Source organism: Veillonella atypica, assembly GCF_041431435.1.
Lineage (GTDB): Bacteria > Bacillota > Negativicutes > Veillonellales > Veillonellaceae > Veillonella > Veillonella atypica.
Genome location: NZ_JAPVXV010000004.1, coordinates 210,402 through 230,945, shown reverse-complemented (window position 1 = coordinate 230,945; position 20,544 = coordinate 210,402). Strand labels below are relative to the sequence as shown.

The window sequence follows — 20,544 nt, the reverse complement described above, 5'->3', positions numbered from 1 at the left end:
GACTTTCACAAGCGTTATATGATATAGAATATACTAAAGGAATTAAAGGGAGGATCTTATGATTCGCGAAAATCTTCGTAATGTAGCGATTATCGCCCACGTTGACCATGGTAAAACTACTTTGGTGGACGCATTATTAAAACAAAGCCATGTGTTCCGTGAAAATGAAAAGGTAGCAGAACGCGTAATGGACTCCAATGATTTGGAACGTGAACGTGGTATTACTATCTTGTCTAAAAACACTGCAGTTATGCATGATGGCATCAAAATCAACATCGTTGATACTCCAGGCCATGCTGACTTCGGCGGCGAAGTAGAACGTGTACTTAACATGGTTGATGGCGTATTGCTTCTCGTAGATGCTTACGAAGGTCCAATGCCTCAAACTAAATACGTTTTGCGTAAAGCATTAGAACAAAAATTGAAACCAATCGTAGTTATCAACAAAATCGACCGTCCTGACCAACGTGTTAAAGAGGTTGAAGATGAAGTTCTTGAATTGTTCATGGAACTTGAAGCTGATGATGACCAACTCGATTTCCCTGTAGTATACGCATCTGCTCGTGCTGGTGTGGCTAAAACTAACTGGGATGACGAAGCAGTAAATATGGAACCATTATTTGAAACCTTGATTAAAGAAATTCCTGCACCACAAGGTGATTTGGAAGGTCCTCTTCAATTCATGGTTACTACACTTGATTACGATAACTTCATCGGTAAAATCGCAGTAGGTCGTATCGTTCGCGGTAAAATGAAACCTAACCAACAAGTGGCTATCATGACTGGTGAAAGCACTCGTAAAGCGAAAATTGGCCGCGTATATACATACAATGGCTTGAACCGTGTTGAAACTGATGAAGCACAAATGGGTGATATCATTGCATTCGCAGGTATCGACGATATCAATATCGGCGAAACTGTAGCAGATGCTGAAAATCCTGAAGCATTGCCATCCATCTCCATCGACGAACCAACATTGTCCATGGTATTCTCCGTAAACAACTCTCCGTTCGCAGGTCGCGAAGGTGAATTCGTTACATCCCGTCACTTACGTGATCGTTTATTCCGCGAAGTAGAAACTAACGTTTCTATGAAGGTAGAAGAAACTGATTCTGCCGATGCTTTCAAAGTATCTGGCCGTGGCGAATTGCACTTAGCTGTATTGATCGAAACTATGCGTCGTGAAGGCTACGAATTACAAGTAGGTAAACCACGCGTAATCTTTAGAACTATTAACGACAAATTGTGCGAACCATTAGAAGCCTTGACTATCGATGTACCTCAAGAATTCATGGGTACTGTAATGGAAAACCTTGGTCAACGTAAAGCTGAATTGACTAACATGGTTGAATTGGCCGGTTACCTTCGTATGGAATTCGTAATTCCTGCACGTGGTTTGATCGGTTTCCGTGCACAATTCTTAACAGCTACAAAAGGTAATGGTATCATGAACCATGTATTCCATGGTTATGCACCATACAAAGGCGAAATCCCTTCCCGTACACGTGGTGCCTTGGTAGCATTCGAAAATGGCGAAACTACACCATATGGTTTGAACTCCGTTCAAGACCGTGGTACATTGTTCGTTGGTCCTAACCAAGACGTGTACGCAGGCCAAGTTATCGGTGAAAACACTCGTGAACTTGATATGGACGTTAACCCATGTAAGAAAAAACACGTTACTAACATGCGTTCCAGCTCCTCTGATGAAGCAGTTCGCTTGACTCCACCTCGTATCTTCTCCTTGGAACAAGCTCTTGAGTGGATCAACGATGACGAACTTGTTGAAGTAACACCTGAAAGCATTCGTATGCGTAAAACAATCCTTGATCGTGCTGCACGTGCGAAAGCTGCAAAAAATAAAAAATAATATCTATACAAGATATATGAAAACGACACTCCTAGTGAGTGTCGTTTTTGTATTTTTGTAAGGTTTAGGTATTCCTATTTATTATATATACATGAAAGTTAGATGATAAATTTATCATTTATGATAGATAAGCATAGTAATGCCTATATATACAAAGTATGCATAATGTCTTGATTATACGGGTATAGGTATATACGAAACCTCCATAAATTTGTATAATAATAGCAAGTTTGTTGATATAAGTTATTGATTATGGAGGTTCTTATGAATAAGAAATTATTAGCATCCTTATTTGCTGTAGGTTTAGCTGCAGGCTGTGTATGCGCTTCTGTTGATGCACATGGCGTATTCTTTGCTAACCGTTTAGATGAAAAAGCGTTAGTTCTTGGCGAAGGTCCGGTAGATGATGCTTATAGCCCAGAAATGGTAAAAGGTATCGTTGGTTTGGATAATAATGGTATGGTAATTCCTTTACAAGTTATCAAACATGAAAAAAATGTAGCAATTATACCTTCTGATAACTTAGGCATTACAGTAACTGATTTTGACTATGGTTATTGGACCAAAGATAAAGATGGCAAAACTGTACATAAACCAATTACAGAAGTTCCAGGCGCTACAAAAAGTACACATGCTATCAAATACGATGTTCACTACTGGAACGCTGATGCAAAACCTTTCAACAACAAAACTGCTTTCATTCAAATTATCCCATCTGTTAACCCATTGACACTTAGAAAAGGTGATACTTATGAAATCCAAGTGTTGAAAGATGGTAAACCTTATGCAAATGCTCCGCTTATTAAGGACGTAATTAACGACCTTACAAATGAAAGCCAAGCTGATGCAAACGGTAAAGCAACTGTTACAGTAAGTGCTAACGGCCTTAACGTAGTAGGCGTAGAAGTAGGCTTCCCAACTCAAACTAAAGGAGAACAAAATAAATACTTCAGCGCATTGTCATTCATTATCAATCCTGAATAATCATTATCGTATAGTATTCACTGAGTGTGTAAATTAGAAAAGACCTCCTAAGTTGGACTTAGGGGGTCTTTCTATTTTTTTGAGTGTATATAAACCAGTCTGTTGAGAGTGTAAATTAAGACTGGCTAAGAAAGAAGAGAGAACTTTATGAAATTATATCGTCATGTATCGGCAGTCATGGCTGCTTTAGTGTTAACAGGTTTATCTTATTCTGCTGGGGCCACTGATATTAATGTGTCGAGTGATAAAGCAGAAGAACTGCTCGGTTTAACAATGGGCTCACCTGTACAAACAGCACCTGAAGTTAAACATATTACGGATACATTAACGGTTAATGTACATGGAAAAAGCTTAACCGATGCAGGTAAAAGTAAAAATGTAACAGGTATCTATAATGGATTTGGTTCACAACTAACGGTAGATAAAGATCTTGTTGTACGGTTAAAGAATGATGCACCAGCAGCCAAAAGAGATCTTGGTCATTATTATATGAGTGCTGTTTACGCCGGTTACGGTGGTAAGGTTCCACGCCTAAGTAAAGATAATCCTGATCGAGATTTTGGTGACACTAACATTCACGTTAAAGGCAATGTAGATATCGATGCTATCGGCTCTGGTTTACAAGTCAATCAACGAGGTCATATCCTTGTTGATGGAGGCGGTAAGATTATCACTCATCCTGTAGAAACATCTGATACTTATTCTGTAGTAGCAGAAGAAGGGGATGTATATGTTAATGCAGGCGCTGATGGCAAACATCCAGGTACTAAGGACCTAGTTGCTGTTGGCAATGTGGGCCTTATCAATAAGGACTATGGACGCGATCCAAATCATAATGAAAGCCCTACTAATATAGCGTTAGCTTTCACAACACCTAATTCTAGCCTTACCGGTGCTGTTTTGAATGAATATGCTGAAAGCAATAAAAATCCACATAATTCCGGTGCGGATATTTATCTACAAAATGGGGCTATTTGGAATAATGAATGGATTGGCATGGAACGACCTACTCCTAAAAAAGAACGTCCTTCTGGGGATAATGAGGCGTACCTATATAAGGGAAGTAAAGTACGTAATCTCGTAGGTGGAGCAAATCCAACTGCAGCAGGTATCATTCATCCAATCGATGCACGTCCAATGATGATTCAAAACTATAGTGGTTTTGTGAATGCTGATTATAAGGCTGGTGTACCAGCTAGTGAAGAAGGTAAGGGGCAAATCATTATCCAACATGCGGCTGACAATAGCCATGTAACGGTGCAAGGGGATAGTGCTAAAAACTTAACCGATGATGCTAGCTATCGTGCTGAAATGCAATCATTGGCCAACAAATTACAATATACTGGAAATGATAAGAAACTAGCTACCGCAGTTCAAATTAATGAAGGAATTACACGACCTGCAGCTGTTGCAGAACTTGGTACAGATGCATTTGATGCACAAGGTAATCTTGTTGTAGGTAATACGGCGACTGTTAAACACACTGGAGAATCTTCGTTGGTAAGTGGTACAAAATCCGCTCTTGCATCTACGGCTATGGCATGGCGTAATAATACAAACGATTTACAACGTCGTTTAGGCGACCTTCGTTTAGCTAATACAGATCAAGGTGTGTGGGCTAAATATATTGGTGGTAAATCAAAGATTACAGATGGCGCTGATGCTCGCATGACCTATAATGGCGTTCAACTTGGTTACGACCATAAGGTATCGAATGGCTGGATTTTTGGTGGTGCCCTAGATTACAGTACATCTAGCAATTCCTACGCCGTTGGCAGTGGTGATGGTAAAATTGGTGGTATTGCACTATATGGCACAAAACAACATGATGATGGTCGTTACCTAGACATTATCGCTCGTGGAAACCGTTTATCCAATAATTACAAACTTTATTCGGTAGGTGGACAACGTGTGAACGGTGATTACCACACATTTGGCACATCCTTGAGTGCTGAATACGGTAAGCGCATTAAGAAACAAAATGGCTTCTACATCGACCCTAGCGTAGAATTCATCGTAGGTCGTTTGAATGGCGTATCCTATGATGCTAATATTGCCGGTGGTGGCTCCATGCATGTGAAAGCTGACGGCGTTAACTCCGCCGTGGGTAGATTAGGCTTTGGTATTGGTAAAGAAACAGAAAAATCCAATATCTTTGCAAAACTTGCATTGGCTCATGAATTTGCTGGTAAGATGAACACAACCTATTCCGCACCTGGCAATCCAACAGTAAAAACGGAACTCGATTTGAAAGATACTTGGATCGATGCTGAAATAGGCGGTTCCTGGAGCGTTCGCCCTAGTACATACCTATATGGCACATTTACGAAAAACTTTGGTGCTACTATAGATAATACATGGCGTATCGATGCGGGGGTACGACATAATTTCTAATTGAATATATAACTATTTTGTAGGTTTATTTTAATAGAAGTTTTAGACGGCCATGAATAGTTAACTTTATAGTGCAAAAAACATCGACTAATTCATATGATAGTAGTCGATGTTTTTGTTTATAAGATAAAAGATTATTATTTTATAATATGACAATTGATTATTTATTAAAATTACTAGGGCTATATTTTACGGCGATAATGTGTAATTATATTTTCTTTAATTCTGAAAAGAGGGTTCGGGCATCTAAATCTATTAATTTAACAAATTCACATTTCTATGCTAATATATAAAAACTAGAGCTTATACAATTTTTTAAGTAAAAATTAGGAGAATAGAATATGAAAGTTTTGATCGTAAATGGTAGTAGCCATGTAAATGGTACGACTATGCAAGCTATACAAGAGGTACAAAAGGTATTCAGCGAAGCCAATGTAGAGACAGAGGTCATTCAGCTTGGCAATAAGCCTATTCGTGATTGTATTCAATGTGGCTATTGTTTTGAACATGGCGAATGTGTATTTAAAGATGATGATGTAAATGCATTCGTAGAAAAAGCGAAGGATGCGGACGGATTTATTTTTGCCACACCTGTATATTATGCACATCCAAGTGGTCGTATTTTATCCTTTTTAGATCGTGTATTTTTCAGTGCAGAAAATGTAACACCAAATCCATTTGCCTTTAAACCAGGTGCATCTATTGCGGTAGCTCGTCGTGGTGGCACAACGGCATCCTTTGATGTGCTTAATAAATATTTTGGTATTTCTCAAATGCCAATTGCAGGCTCTACGTATTGGAATATCAGCCACGGCCTAGTAGCAGCGGATGCTAAGCAAGATGAAGAAGGTATGCAAACCATGCGTAACTTGGCTCGTAATATGATTTGGATGATGCGTAGCTTTGCGGTAGCCAAGGAGCAAGGTGTGCCATATCCAGATACAGAGAAAAATGTATCTACGAACTTTGTACGTTAATAATTCGGCACTTGGTGTGGTGTTAAAGGAGATATAATGGTTAATGTTTTATTTATCTGTCACGGAAATATTTGTCGTTCTACGATGGCAGAGTTTTATATGAAGCATATCGTTAACGAGGCAGGTTTGACTGATTCTATTTATATCGAATCTGCTGCCACATCTCGTGAGGAGATAGGGAATGATACCCATTATGGGACTAAACAAAAATTAGATGAAATGGGTATTCCTTATACTCGTCGTAAGGCTCGCCAAGTGACTGTAGATGATTACCATAGATTTGATTACCTCGTCATCATGGATGAAAATAATGCACGAAACTTGCGTCGCATTATCGGTGATGATGTGGATCATAAGGTGCATAAGGCTATGACCTTTGTTGGTGAAAGCCGAGATGTAAAGGATCCTTGGTATACGGGAAACTTTGATGAAACCTATGATGATGTCAGTCGTAGCTGTGATGCACTCTTACAGGTCATTCAAAAGAATATGTAAAATAATACGCCTCTATTATTATTTCATCGATTAGCTAATGATAGGGGCGTATGTTATATGTCCATGTGCTAATATACTTTATACTATCGAAGCATGCTGTAATATGGTATAATTCTTTAGTACACATGCGCCTATAGCTCAGGGGATAGAGCGCCGGTCTCCGGAACCGGGTGCGCAGGTTCGAATCCTGCTAGGCGCACCAATAGCAAACGGCTTCTCGAAATTTTGAGAAGCCGTTTTTGTATGTTACTATCTATATTTATTACATTGAATTCCTCTAGATCTAAATTCTTTCATGAGTATGTCTATTGATTTATCAATAATTTCTTCGTTAGATATATATACCATTTTTTTGTAATAGACAGTACCATCAAATTCTATCCAACGACTTGTCTTACCATTTATTTTGCAAATCTTCATTCTACCGGCCCAACTTCCCATGCTGCGGAATTTTTTGCCTTTAGAGAAACGTACTTCGCGAATATCTTTTAATTTATATGTTCTTCTTACTAATCCAATGCCTATAGAGACTTGATCATCTTTAAAATAGAGAAGTTTATAACGTTCTTCAGGCGGCATAGATTTAATCATAGATAAGTTATAAGTAGCAAATGTCACGGCAATAGCAACTAATACAAACATTAGGATTAGTATATAGGTTCCCATACTTTCAAGTCCTCCTTTTCTTTATTATAATAAATATAAGTGGTGTACGAAATAATTTTTATCGTTAACATTGAAGCGATATTTGTATGTATTAATAGGAGAAAAATGAATGGACATACATGAACGTACTACTAAATGGAGTAAAGGTATATCTGAAATGTATTCTATAGTTTACACTTCATGAATGAAATTTCATATCAGTTATATATTTGATATGGTATAATGTTACCAAATTATTTATGTTGTTCATGTTATTTTGGTTTTCATTATAGTATTACAGAAATGGAGAGAGGATTATATGAGTTCATTAATATTTCTGCTGATATTAGCATTGGTAATTTTCTTTATTAAGCAATATAATACATTGCAAAAATTAACTGTAGAGATTAAAGAAGCTCGCGCTAATATTATCGTAGCCTATGAGAAAAAGGTAGCTATTATCAATCAATACTCTGGTTTAGTTGATGAATATGGCGATTATGAGAAATCCATTCAATTAAAGGTGTCTGATAATTTCTTGGAAATGGCACGTGCAACGGCTAAGGCTGTTCAAAATATTACGGCGTTAGCTAATCAATTCCCAGAGTTAAAAGCAGATAGTCAATATGGTAAATTTTTAGAAGCGATTAGTGAAAATGAAACTTTCATTTCTAATAAACGGGAAATCTATAACTTCCAAGTTAAAGAGTACAATAGTGCTATTGCGCAAATTCCAATGGTATTCGTAGCTGCTATGTTGGGCTTTAAACAAGCGCCATTCTTTGATCCTAAGAATGAAGACGCTCTTGCAGCATTCAGCGGTGCAGATCCTGAGGCTATCAAAAACTTAGCTAAAGAAGGTACTGATAAACTTAGAGATACATTCGATAAGAAACCTGCTGAATTTAAACCTCAAGATAAACCTGAACAATCTGAACAACCAACTAGTGTAGAAGAATTAGAACAACAAGTTTTAAAACAAAATGAGCTTGGTAAATCTGTAGATACAGAAGAAACTAAGCAAGATGATAAAAAATAGTTTATCTAACTATAAGGGACTATACCTTATGCAAATATATTGCATGTGGGTATAGTCCCTTTTGATGATTATTGGGAAATAATGAAATATATTGTTTTCTAATCATTAAAATAGTACAATGCGATTAGATTAGATTAGATTAGATTAGAAAGGAGGTTTTTATGTATAAGAAATCGGAAATAATAGAATTAAAAAGAGAATATACAGCGGATATTCGTAAGGAGATTATTGCCTTTGCTAATACTAATGGTGGTACTATTTATGTTGGTATTGATGATAATGGCGATATTGTAGGTATAGATGATTGTGATGCTCTTATGTTGAAAATAGGTAATTTAGTGCGAGATTCCATTAAGCCAGATATTACTGCATTTATTCATTACGATAATTTGGTAGAGCATGATAAAAATATATTAAAAATTACAGTCCAACGTGGCACGTTAAGACCTTATTATATTCATAGTAAGGGATTAAAACCTAGTGGTGTATATGTGCGACAAGGTTTCGCTTCTGTGCCAGCTAGTGATATGTTAATTAAGGATATGATTCGCGATACTGACGGAGATAGTTACGAAAATGCTAGATCCTTACAACAAAAATTAACATTTAAACGGTTAAAACATGAATTTGATGGTAAAACTCTAGCCTTTAATGATCCGCAAAAAAGAACCTTAGGCATTACTGAATTTGATGATATTTATACCAATCTGGGGTTACTATTGTCTGATCAATGTCCTCATGAGTTGAAAATTGCAGTATTTCAGGGAACCGATGGATATATTTTTAGAGATAGGCGTGAAATCAGAGGGGCCTTATTAGATCAATTATATGAAGCGTACGAGTATATAGATAATCGAAATGCAGTTAAAGCCACTATTGAAGGGCTTCATAGAAAGGATAAACGAGATTATCCACAGATTGCTATTCGTGAAGCATTATTAAATATGCTAGTTCATAGAGATTATTCGTATATGGCTAGTCCAACCATATGCATATATGATAATCGTATTGAGTTTACATCGCTTGGCGGTTTGCCACCTAGAACTAGTTTAGACGATATTTTATTAGATGGGTTTTCATTGTGCCGGAATCCCAAATTAGCTAATGTATTTTATCGGTTAGAATTAATTGAAGCCTATGGGACAGGCTTACAAAAAATTATGGATGCCTATAAAAATAAAACAGTTAAACCTCAAATTATTGTGACTACTAATGCATTTAAATTAATATTACCAAATTGCAATATCGATGAGCCTATATCTGAACATAATGTACCTAAAATTAGCTATCAGCAAGAAGAACAGATCATTAATCTAGTTCGTGATTGTGGAAGCATCAAACGGAGTGATGTTGATACAGAATTAAAAGTAGCACAGGCCACGAGCGGTAGAGTATTACGACGATTAGTGGAGAAGGGGCGACTTAAACAGATTGGCAAGGGACGTTCTATACGATATATTTTATCCGATACAATGTAAATATATAGAATAGGATATTCGATACTTTAGATAATATATGTAAATGTGACTATAGTAACACAAATTTTATTGAGAATAATATACAATAAAAATATAGTATCCATATACAAAATCTGAACTGCCCATTTGGAACGATAGGGCCATATGGATATTGTGTTAACTATATTTACAGTCTAGAGGATATAATATGAATAATACAATACAAGAAGTATCTGTTGATCTCCATGATTGGCGCGATGAACAAGCGGCCTGGAATAATCGATCTAAATTTTTCGTAGAACTACATAATCGAGCAGATCGTAAGGCACAGGTAACTGACTTTCTCTCATTTTTAAAGGACGAACATCTATTACCTCCAAATGGTGGGACTGCCCTCGACATTGGTTGTGGTGTCGGCGATTACGCACTTGGATTAGCTAGAGAAGGCTATAAAACTACGGGCATTGATTTATCCGATGGTATGATTCAGGGTGCAAAACAACTGGCAGATACAGAAGGCCTTGATGTGAGCCTATATATTGCACCATGGTCTGAAGAAACTAGACAGAAATTAGGTTGGAATAAAACGTTTGATTTGGCATATAGTATTTTTTGTCCTATTATGTTTGATGTAGAGAATATACGTGCCATGCATGATGCAAGCCATGATACATGTCTATGGATTGCATTTAGTGAACGTATGGATGAAACGGTAGATATGTTGTCCGAACATTTCTTCGGACGAGATTCATTTCCGTGGGCTGGTAAACTGAAAGAATGTTTAGATGCTATTCATGAGATAGGTCATAATGTGAAAGTTACCTACAAAACAGTTCCTGAAACAGAGGTTATGAGCATCGATAAAGCGGTAGATTATTTTACGTTGCGCCTCCACAATAATGAGTGGGGGACCATAGAAGATATGAAGCGAGAAATTAGACAACTCATTGAACCCCGTACTATAGATGGTAAAATTCATAATAAAACAGTGGATACGGTTGCATGGGTATCGTGGTCGGTTAAGTAGGAGGTATTATGACAGTAGAAGAGAAGCGTCAATTAGAACTCAAAACGATGCGTCAAATCATTGGCATCTATTGTCATGATAAACATCATACGCCGAAGGGCCAACTATGCGAAGATTGTGAACAGGTATGGCAGTATGCACAGTATCGCATCGATGTATGCCCACATATGGAGCATAAGACGTTCTGTAGCGTATGCAAAACACATTGTTATGCGCCGACCTACCGAGAAAAAATCCGTGAAATCATGCGCTATGGTGGTCCGCGGATGCTACTACATTCTCCAATTCAGGTTATTCGTCATATGTATTTAGAATGGAAAGACAAAAAAAGTATTAATACTAAGGCATAATAAAATGCACCTCTTACATTAAATTGTATGTTAGAGGTGCATTTTTATTAGTTATATAGTTTTATGCAAGCGCTTTGTCGAATACAGCCTTGATGTATGCCTTAGTTTGGTCATAGCTTTCACCAGGTTGTGCTTCGTATTGTTTATCAGTACCGAACCAAAGGTTAGGGTAGTATTCATATGGATGCGTTTTGAATAATTCGTGAGCATCTTGATCCTCAACCCAGTCGATTTTGATATTTTTATATGCAGGATTTTCTGCTTGCAATTCTTCGATTGCACGGAATGCGTTATGGCAATAAGGGCAACCGTTTAAGTGGAAACCTAAAATTTCTTTCATAGTATTCAGTCCTTTCAGAAAATACGACTAAATTTAGTGATTTATTGAGTTATTTCATACTCACATCAACTAAGATGTGATATATTAAAAAGTATATCATAAATAATAACAATATTCAATTTTTTAGATATAATCTGCTAACATTTGTAGGTTGTTATATAGGAGGATGGCTATGATTTCAGGTGCCGCATACGTGGTGAAGGCATTGCAAGAGGAGAATGTTGAGATTTTATTCAACTATCCTGGGGCAGCAACCATCGATATTATGGATGAATTATACAAACAAGATCAGGTGAAAGTAATTTTACCTCGCCATGAGCAAGCATTAGCACATGCTGCTGATGGTTATGCACGCAGTACAGGTAAGGTTGGCGTTTGCATGGTTACTTCTGGCCCAGGTGCGACAAATCTTGTTACCGGTATTGCTACAGCCTACTCAGATAGTGTACCTATGGTGTGTATTACAGGCCAAGTTGATTTGGCGTTGATGGGGAATGATGCATTCCAAGAAGTAGATACGGTCGGCATTGTTCGTAATGTAAGTAAATATGCTGTTACCGTTCGTGACCGCAAGGATTTGGGACGTATTTTGAAAGAAGCTTTTTACATTGCTCGTACAGGCCGCCCAGGTCCTGTTGTCGTAGATATACCTAAGAATATTCAAAAAGCGATGGGCTCTGATGTATACCCTGATGAAGTTAACATCCGTGGTTATAAGCCAAATACGACAGTTCACATTGGTCAGGTAAAAAAAGCGTGCTCCGTTATTGCTAAAGCTAAACGCCCTTTATTCTTATTAGGTGGTGGTATTAGCATCAGTGGTGCTAATGAATTGATGACACAGCTGGTAGATAAAACGGGTATTCCTGTAGTCACTACCTTGATGGGGAAAGGTGCTATTAGTTCACGTCATCCATTGTACTTAGGCAATGTAGGCATTCACGGTGGCTATGCACCGAATGTGGCCATTACCGATTGTGATGTGATGATCTCTATTGGTACTCGTTTTAATGACCGTATTACCGGCAAATTGAGTACATTTGCACAAAACTGCAAAATTGTACATATTGACGTAGATGCCGCATCCATTTCTAAAAATATTAAGGTAGATATTCCAATCGTGGCGGATGCAAAACTAGCTATTGAAGCTCTATTAGAATATATTGAACCTCACAACTTAGGCGATTGGCCAGCTCAATTGCAACAGTTAAAAGAAGAGCGCCCTGTTACGCAAGCTGGTGAAGAAGGTCTTACACCTCAAAATATTATCGACTACATTAATAATCATTATGACCGTCCAGTGGTGACAACCGATGTAGGTCAAAACCAATTGTGGACTACGCAATTCCTCGAAATCGAAGGCAATCATCAATTGTTGACATCCGGCGGTTTAGGTACGATGGGTTATGGATTCCCTGCGGCTATTGGTGCTCAATTTGGCAATCCAACAAAACGCGTATTCGCCATTTGTGGGGATGGGGGCGTGCAAATGAATATTCAAGAATTTGCAACAGCTATGCATTACCATTTGCCTGTGACCTTGGTTGTCATCAACAATGGCTATCTTGGCAATGTACGTCAGTGGCAACAATTATTCTACGATAAACGCTATGCATGTACTAATTTATTGATGGATGAAAGCGCTATTGTCACTCGTGATATGATTGATAACGATGAATTTGAATATGTACCAGACTTTGTGAAATTAGCAGAAGCCTATGGTGCACAAGGTATACGTGTTACAAAAGTTGAAGAACTAGAAGCGGCCTTTACAAAAGCGGATGCTTTCAAAAAAGGACCAACACTTATTGAATGTATCGTTCCAACCGAGTTAAATGTATTGCCAATGGTACCAGCAGGTAAATCGTTGAGCGACATGTTATTAAAGGATAAAAAATAGGAGGGGCTATGGAATTACATTTAGAAAAACGCTGCATTTCAGCATATGTAGAAAACCAAATCGGCGTATTGGCCAAAATTTCAGGCCTCTTCGCTGGTAAAAACTATAACCTTGATACGTTGACAGTCGGTGAAACAGAAGACCCTACCATGTCACGTATGACCATAGAGCTCACATGCGATGATTTGACATACGAACAAATCATTAAGCAACTTAACCGCAGTGTTGAGGTTATTAAGGTTATCGATTTTACGGATATGCCGATTACAAAAAAAGAATTACTATTCATCAAGATTAATAGCTGTAAAGAATCGGACAAACAAGAAATATTCCGCATTGCAGAAACCTTTGACCTTAAGGTTATCGACTACAATCGAAAATCCGTACTTGTACAATGCGTAAAAACAGTATCTAAGAACAATGACATGATTGCCTTGTTTAAGGATATGTTCGTTAATCGCATCGAAGTCGTTCGTGGTGGTAGTGTCGCAATAGAGGCATTGGCGACTCCGGATCGCTAGTGACATATAAACCTAGAGTATTCAGGTTGAGTAGCCCATACTTGCTCGCTCCACCGGCCGGGTCTGACTTCGCCCTTCGGGCTTCGCAGGGCCAAAGTCGCTCGCGAGCACGGACTACTCAACACTCTCTTCCTTTCGGTTTATTACTGTCACTAAGCGAGCCGAAGTCTATGGACAGGAGAGATAGGGGATACGGATATATGGTATAATAAAATATCGAATGTATTGAATATAGAGACCTTGCTTTAATTTAGACAAGGTCTTTTCTATCAGGAGGAAATATGAGGTTACTTGATGATATTTTGAAGCACAATAAGGAATATGTAGAGGATCAAAATACAGGATATGTTGATGTAGATACAAAATGCAGTAAGATGCCGAGCCGTCAGATGGCGATTGTAACGTGTATGGATACGCGCCTTGTGAATTTCTTAGAGGATTCCATGGATATTGGTCGTGGTGAGGCTAAGATTGTTAAGACTGCAGGTAATTGTATTACAGGACCTTTTGATGGTGTCGTTCGTAGTTTGTTGGTTTGCATTTATGAGTTAGGTGTTAACGAAATCTTTATCATCGGTCATCATGAGTGTGGTATGGCTAAAACTACGGCTAAAGATTTAACAGAAAAAATGTTAGCTCGTGGTATTGCACCTGAGGCCATTCATATGGTGAAAAAGGAGATGGAACATTGGGCGGATGGATTCACACATCCTGCTGAAAATGTAGAGGAAACAGTAGATGAATTACGTATGAATCCGTTGATTCCTAAAGATGTGCCGATTCACGGTCTAATTTTCCATCCTAGAACTGGTGAAATTGAGGTCCTTGTCAACGGCTATACACAAATGAAACAATATTACGAAAGATAGACGAGTCCGTCATTGAAAAATAAATGGAGCTGTAGTAGTATGCGTATGCTATTACAGCTCTTTTTTCGTAAAACTTAGAAATTCATATAATTTATAGCTTATAGTTCTATGATTAAAATTAATGCATAGCATAACAAATAAAAATACAAAATATATGTATAAAACTTGAATAATATAAGCAATAGTATTATAATACGTACATAGGTTATAAAAATACACAAATGATGTATAAAATATACATACAGTGTATAAAGGAGATAACGTCATGAATACATTACAAGATTTAATAAAAAAATATGCAGCACAATATAAAGAACAAGTTATAGCATGGCGTCGATATATTCATAGTCATCCAGAATTATCTGGTCAAGAAAAAGAAACATCGTTATTCATTCAAAAGATTCTAGATGAATTACATATTCCTTATGTAAATGATGTTTCCGATTATGCAGTCATCGGTGAAATACAGGGCACTCACACAGGCCCTGTTATTGCGTTACGGGCCGATATTGATGCATTGCCAATCCATGAAGAGACGGGACTACCTTTTGCATCGCAAAATGAAGGTGTTATGCATGCTTGTGGGCACGATGGACATATATCGATTTTGCTTGGTGCGGCAGCTGTGTTGCAATCTATTAAAGATGAATTGCACGGTACCGTTAAACTCGTATTCCAACCTTCTGAAGAAGAGGCGTTATTTCCTGGTGCACAAGGCATTGTGGACAGCGGTATCCTAGATGATGTAGATGAAATTTTTGGACTTCATGTATGGCCTCAATTGCCGGTAGGCACGGTAGGCCTTAAGAAAGGTCATCTTATGGCGGCATCTGATCATTTTCTCGTTCATATTCACGGTAAATCTACGCATGGTGCAGAACCTCACAATGGTATCGATGCCATCGTGGCTGCGGCGAACTGGATTGTTAATGTAGAATCCATGGTGGCTCGGGAGACGAATCCAATGGAAAATCTCGTGTGCACCATCGGGGTAATCAATGGTGGTGACCGCTATAATGTAGGTTGCGGCGATGTATACCTCGAAGGGACTTGTCGTACCTACGAACCAGCAAAACGTGACTATATTGAACGTCGTTTAGGTGAAAGTTTACAAGCTTTGGACATGATGTACAAAACAAAGAGTACCTTAGATTATAAACGCGGCCACGGAGCGACAACGAATGACCCAGATGCCATCGACTATGCTACATCCATCGTAGAAAAATACCTTGGCAAGGACGCCGTAGTACATCCAGAACATCCGTCTATGGCGGCAGAAGATTTTTCTGCATACTTACACAAAATCAAAGGCGCTTTTCTTTGGTTGGGAACCGGTTTTGAAGGCAATCCAGCACTTCATAATGCAGGGTTTACCATTGATGAAAAGATTTTAGAATCCGGTATTACCATGATGGCGGCACTAGCTGCAGAATATTTACAACCGAAAGAGTAGCTTTCACAAATAACAAAAATAAAATTGTATAAATATATACCGTATAGATTGAAGGAGTTATCATGAAAAATTTACATAATAAATCATTTAAGACAATGCTAGATTACACACCAGAAGAAATTAAATATTACTTAGATCTAGCTGCTAAATTAAAGGCAGATAAAAAAGCGGGCACAGAAATCAAAACGATGGAAGGCAAAAATTTCGTACTCATCTTTGAAAAGGATTCTACGAGAACACGGTGTGCCTTTGAAGTAGGTGCGGCAGACCAAGGGGCGCATACGACATACCTTGGTCCTACAGGATCTCAAATGAATAAGAAAGAATCCTTAAAGGATACGGCGCGTGTTCTTGGTTCCATGTATGATGCTATTGAATTCCGTGGCTTTGACCAAGAAGACGTGGATACATTGGAACAATATTCAGGCGTGCCTGTATGGAATGGCCTAACCGATATGGATCATCCTACACAAACATTGGCTAATTTCCTTACATTGCAAGAAAATATCCATAAACCATTGAATGAAATTTCCTATGCCTATGTAGGCCATGGTCAATCCAATATGTGTAACGCTTTGATGAGCGGTGCCGTAAAAATGGGCATGGATTTCCGCCTCATCGGTCCTAAACAATTCTGGCCAGCTGGTCCGTTCTACGAAGAATGCTTGAAGGTAGCAAAGGAAACAGGCGCTACGATTACGTGCACAGATAATGTGGCAGAAGGCGTGAAAGGCCTTGATGTAATTTATACCGGCGTATGGGTAACGATGGGCGATACTTACGATATGTGGGAAGAACGGATTAACCTCTTTAAACCATTCCAAATCAATGCGGACATGATGGCCTTAACAGGCAATCCAAATACGAAATTCTGTCACTGCTTGCCAGCATTCCACAATACGGAAACGCAAGTTGGTAAAGATATCTTTGAACGATTCGGCATGAATGGTATCGAAGTCACAGAGGACGTATTTGAAGGTCCAAACTCCTTGGCATTCCAAGAAGCAGAAAATCGCTTACACACCATTAAGGCGGTTATGGTTGCTACATTTGGCGATTATCCAATGAAATAATAGTTAGAATACAGATGACGGGAGAGGTCATCTAGCACGTATAGTAAAGAAGGTTATCATATGAATCCATATAAGGTATTTATCGTAGGTCACGAAGGAACGACGGGCCTTAGAATTCACGAACGGCTATCCGGTCGGAAGGATATTACATTATTATCCATTTCCGATGAGGACCGTAAAAATATTGATGTTATTGCGAGCATTGCAAAGGACGCGGATATCGTATTCTTGTGCTTGCCTGATGCTGCCTCTAAAGAGGTGGTGGCTGCTATCGGCGATTATCCTTGCAAGATTATCGACACATCCACAGCATTTAGAACGGCTGATGATTGGGCCTATGGCTTTCCTGAACTTGGTGAAAGCTATAAAAACGATATTAAAACGAAACAACATATCGCAAATCCTGGCTGTCATGCAAGCGGCATGATTGCTTGCATTGCACCTCTTGTGAAAGCAGGCATTGCCCCAGCAGATTATCCTTTCACCATTACATCCCTCACTGGTTATAGTGGTGGCGGTAAGAAGATGATTGGTCAATACGAATCGGAGCCAAAGGATTATTTCCTTTACGCACCACGTCAATATGGCCTTAGTCAACAACATAAACATTTGCCAGAAGTAACCCATGTATGCGGCCTTACAGAAGCGCCAATATTCATGCCTATCGTAGACGATTACTACAGCGGTATGGAGGTCAGTGTTGGCCTACATACACGTCTATTAGCAAAACCTGTTACCGTTGAAGATGTGCATGCTGCACTCGTAGATTTCTACAAGGATAGCATTATCGTCAAGGTAGCACCACTTAACTTAGAAGAAGACAATAAACAATTGTTAAATGCTAATAAACTAAGCAATACAGATGGCATGATTATCTCTGTAACGGGCAATAATGACCGCATGGTCGTTCACGCTATTTTTGATAATTTAGGTAAGGGCGCTTCTGGTGCAGCCGTACAATGTATGAACATCGCACTTGGATTGCCAGAAGAAACGGGGCTTTCACTATGAACAGTGTAACAAATGCAATGCGGGCGCACATCTTAACGGCGGCCGTTCCATATATTAAACAATATACAGATAAATACGTAGTCGTAAAATACGGCGGCAATGCCATGACGGATCCGGAACTTAAAAAATCCGTTATGAATGATTTGCTACTACTTCAATTGGTAGGTGTGAAAGTAGTCCTCGTTCACGGCGGTGGTCCAGATATTAATAGTACCTTAAAGGCTATGAATATTGAATCGAAATTCAGTAATGGCTTGCGCGTTACCGACAAAGAAACGATGAATGTAGTACAAATGGTGCTGGCCGGCAAGGTCAATAAAGGCCTCGTAGCGGACCTCATCGGCTTTGGTGGCCGTGCCGTTGGCCTATGTGGCGTGGATGGTGAACTCATTCAAGTACACAAGAAAAATGAAGAACTTGGCTATGTAGGTGAAGTCGATACAATCGATCCAAAGATTATCGACGATGTCATCAGTAAGGGATATATTCCGGTTATTTCCTCCGTTGGTTGTGACGCAGAAGGCAATGTATATAATGTCAATGCCGATACAGCAGCTGCAAAGATTGCAGGTGCCCTCAATGCGGAAACCATGGTGGCCATGACGAATATCGATGGCGTACTACGGGATGTAAACGATCCTAATTCCCTTATTTCAAAGATTACTCTCGCTGAAGCGGAACAGTTGAAAAAAGAGGGCGTCATCGCTGGTGGCATGATACCAAAGGTAGACTGTTGCTTAGAGGCCATCAATGCAGGGGCTCAAAAGGTTTTCATCATCAATGGTGAAATACCACATGCCATTCTCATCGAACTACTAACCGATGAAGGTCTTGGCACAATGTTTGTAAAGTAATATAGTAGATATAACGATGATAACATCATTTGCTATCGTTACATTGCGTATAGATAGACGGCGGCTGGGCCGTACGCTTGGAGGATATGATGAGTAAGACACAAGATTTTGAACAACAAGATAAAGAGTATATAGCCAATACGTATGGCCGGTTTAACGTTTGCTTTGAAAAAGGCAAAGGTTCTTTGTTATGGGATGTAGAAGGAAAAGAATACATCGATCTTGGTTCTGGCATTGGCGTTACAGCATTTGGTGTAGACGATGATGAATGGTCCAAGGCAGTGATTGCACAAACACATGCATTAAACCATATTTCTAATCTATATTATTCCGTACCACAAATTAAATTGGCTGAAATGTTATGTAAACGGACTGGTATGAAAAAGGTGTTCTTCTGCAACTCTGGTGCCGAATCTAATGAATGTGCCATCAAGGCAGCTCGTAAGTATAGCCATGACAAATACGGCGATGGTCGTAATGTCATCGTTACGCTCGTTAATAGCTTCCATGGTCGTACAGTAACAACCTTGTCGGCTACAGGTCAAGATGTGTTCCATCAACATTTCTTCCCATTCACAGAAGGATTCGTTCATACGCCTGCTAATGATATTGATGCGGCTTTGAAAGTCCTTGCTAATCCAGCAGTTTGCGCTATCATGATGGAACCAATTCAAGGTGAAGGTGGCGTTATGCCTCTCGATAAGGAATTCGTACAAGCGGTTACAAAATACGCTCACGAACACGATCAACTCGTGCTTATCGACGAAGTGCAAACCGGTAATGGCCGGACTGGTAGCCTGTATGCATATGAACAATTTGGTATCAAACCAGATATCGTATCTACGGCTAAGGGATTAGCTGGTGGCTTGCCTATGGGCGCAACCTTATTCAATGAAAAAACGCAATTCGTATTAACTGCAGGTGCGCATGCCACTACATTTGGTGGTAACCCAATCTGTGCCGCTGCAGGCTGTACCATCATTGAACGGTTAACACCAGAATTTTTGGCTACTGTGAAAGCTAAAGGGGATTACGTAAAACACGCCTTAGAAGGGAAACCAGGCGTTGTTGGCGTTAGCGGTATGGGCCTCATGATTGGTATCGAAACAACTGTAGATCCTAAAGACGTCATCGCTAAATGTCTAGAAAAAGGCGTTGTATGTTTATCTGCTAAAAACAAGGTTCGTTTATTGCCAGCCCTTAATATTCCACAAGAACAACTAGAAAAAGCAATTACCATCTTGGCTGATGTAATTGGTGAATTGGCTAGCAAATAGTCTTACGT

19 protein-coding genes and 1 tRNA gene are annotated in these 20,544 nt (G+C 39.0%); 18 read left to right on the top strand and 2 right to left on the bottom strand.

Annotated features, from left to right (window positions below; translation table 11 throughout):
* Positions 1-58 precede the first annotated feature (58 nt).
* From typA to O3598_RS06685, 6 genes are all read left to right on the top strand, one after another.
* Complete coding sequence (gene typA / locus O3598_RS06710; protein WP_038123845.1) at positions 59-1,870, top strand: translational GTPase TypA; 1,812 nt, start codon at positions 59-61, stop codon at positions 1,868-1,870.
* A gap of 264 nt (positions 1,871-2,134) precedes the next feature.
* Positions 2,135-2,854 carry a DUF4198 domain-containing protein gene (locus O3598_RS06705; protein ID WP_371452230.1) on the top strand — a complete coding sequence of 240 codons (720 nt, stop codon included), beginning with the start codon at positions 2,135-2,137 and terminating at the stop codon, positions 2,852-2,854.
* 147 nt (positions 2,855-3,001) lie between these two features.
* Positions 3,002-5,248: an autotransporter family protein gene (locus O3598_RS06700; RefSeq protein ID WP_371452228.1), complete on the top strand. Its 2,247-nt coding sequence runs from the start codon at positions 3,002-3,004 to the stop codon at positions 5,246-5,248.
* A gap of 341 nt (positions 5,249-5,589) precedes the next feature.
* Positions 5,590-6,225: a flavodoxin family protein gene (locus O3598_RS06695; protein ID WP_316065144.1), complete on the top strand. Its 636-nt coding sequence runs from the start codon at positions 5,590-5,592 to the stop codon at positions 6,223-6,225.
* Between the two features lie 36 nt (positions 6,226-6,261).
* A complete protein-coding gene (locus O3598_RS06690; RefSeq protein WP_371452226.1) occupies positions 6,262-6,720 on the top strand; it encodes a low molecular weight protein-tyrosine-phosphatase in 459 nt (152 codons plus the stop codon).
* Between the two features lie 127 nt (positions 6,721-6,847).
* Positions 6,848-6,922, top strand: a tRNA-Arg gene (locus tag O3598_RS06685).
* 47 nt (positions 6,923-6,969) lie between these two features.
* Here the strand turns inward: O3598_RS06685 and O3598_RS06680 are convergent.
* Positions 6,970-7,386: a hypothetical protein gene (locus O3598_RS06680; protein WP_005382895.1), complete on the bottom strand. Its 417-nt coding sequence runs from the start codon at positions 7,384-7,386 to the stop codon at positions 6,970-6,972.
* A gap of 298 nt (positions 7,387-7,684) precedes the next feature.
* On the opposite strand from O3598_RS06680, the gene O3598_RS06675 reads away from it, so the two are divergent.
* The 4 genes from O3598_RS06675 to O3598_RS06660 all read left to right on the top strand — a co-directional run bounded on the left by O3598_RS06675 (position 7,685) and on the right by O3598_RS06660 (position 11,238).
* The gene (locus O3598_RS06675) at positions 7,685-8,404 is read left to right on the top strand and encodes a LemA family protein (RefSeq protein WP_371452224.1); all 720 of its coding nucleotides are present in this window, start codon (positions 7,685-7,687) and stop codon (positions 8,402-8,404) included.
* 161 nt (positions 8,405-8,565) lie between these two features.
* Positions 8,566-9,882: an RNA-binding domain-containing protein gene (locus tag O3598_RS06670; RefSeq protein ID WP_371452222.1), complete on the top strand. Its 1,317-nt coding sequence runs from the start codon at positions 8,566-8,568 to the stop codon at positions 9,880-9,882.
* 187 nt (positions 9,883-10,069) lie between these two features.
* The gene (locus O3598_RS06665) at positions 10,070-10,888 is read left to right on the top strand and encodes a class I SAM-dependent methyltransferase (RefSeq protein WP_371452221.1); all 819 of its coding nucleotides are present in this window, start codon (positions 10,070-10,072) and stop codon (positions 10,886-10,888) included.
* 8 nt (positions 10,889-10,896) lie between these two features.
* Positions 10,897-11,238, top strand: a complete 342-nt coding sequence (locus tag O3598_RS06660) for a nitrous oxide-stimulated promoter family protein (protein ID WP_371452219.1) — start codon at positions 10,897-10,899, stop codon at positions 11,236-11,238.
* A gap of 61 nt (positions 11,239-11,299) precedes the next feature.
* Here O3598_RS06660 and O3598_RS06655 read toward each other — a convergent pair whose 3' ends face one another.
* Positions 11,300-11,578, bottom strand: a complete 279-nt coding sequence (locus tag O3598_RS06655; RefSeq protein WP_005378607.1) for a thioredoxin domain-containing protein — start codon at positions 11,576-11,578, stop codon at positions 11,300-11,302.
* Between the two features lie 172 nt (positions 11,579-11,750).
* Between O3598_RS06655 and ilvB the strand changes: the two genes are divergently transcribed.
* The 8 genes from ilvB (at position 11,751) to O3598_RS06615 (ending at position 20,536) form a co-directional block, all read left to right on the top strand.
* On the top strand, positions 11,751-13,478 hold the full coding sequence (gene ilvB, locus O3598_RS06650) for a biosynthetic-type acetolactate synthase large subunit (protein ID WP_371452217.1): 1,728 nt from the start codon (positions 11,751-11,753) through the stop codon (positions 13,476-13,478).
* Between the two features lie 8 nt (positions 13,479-13,486).
* Positions 13,487-13,999 (top strand): acetolactate synthase small subunit, encoded by a 513-nt coding sequence (ilvN, locus tag O3598_RS06645; protein WP_005381918.1) that lies wholly within the window; start codon positions 13,487-13,489, stop codon positions 13,997-13,999.
* A gap of 281 nt (positions 14,000-14,280) precedes the next feature.
* Positions 14,281-14,868 (top strand): beta-class carbonic anhydrase, encoded by a 588-nt coding sequence (locus O3598_RS06640; protein WP_371452215.1) that lies wholly within the window; start codon positions 14,281-14,283, stop codon positions 14,866-14,868.
* Between the two features lie 265 nt (positions 14,869-15,133).
* Positions 15,134-16,321: a M20 metallopeptidase family protein gene (locus O3598_RS06635; RefSeq protein ID WP_371452213.1), complete on the top strand. Its 1,188-nt coding sequence runs from the start codon at positions 15,134-15,136 to the stop codon at positions 16,319-16,321.
* A gap of 62 nt (positions 16,322-16,383) precedes the next feature.
* Positions 16,384-17,394, top strand: a complete 1,011-nt coding sequence (gene argF, locus O3598_RS06630) for an ornithine carbamoyltransferase (RefSeq protein ID WP_371452211.1) — start codon at positions 16,384-16,386, stop codon at positions 17,392-17,394.
* Positions 17,395-17,454: 60 nt separating this feature from the next.
* Positions 17,455-18,405: an N-acetyl-gamma-glutamyl-phosphate reductase gene (gene argC, locus O3598_RS06625; RefSeq protein ID WP_371452209.1), complete on the top strand. Its 951-nt coding sequence runs from the start codon at positions 17,455-17,457 to the stop codon at positions 18,403-18,405.
* Complete coding sequence (gene argB / locus O3598_RS06620; RefSeq protein ID WP_371452207.1) at positions 18,402-19,259, top strand: acetylglutamate kinase; 858 nt, start codon at positions 18,402-18,404, stop codon at positions 19,257-19,259. The genes argC and argB overlap by 4 nt, the downstream gene beginning before the upstream one ends.
* Before the next feature lie 89 nt (positions 19,260-19,348).
* A complete protein-coding gene (locus O3598_RS06615) occupies positions 19,349-20,536 on the top strand; it encodes an aspartate aminotransferase family protein (RefSeq protein ID WP_371452205.1) in 1,188 nt (395 codons plus the stop codon).
* Positions 20,537-20,544: the final 8 nt, after the last annotated feature.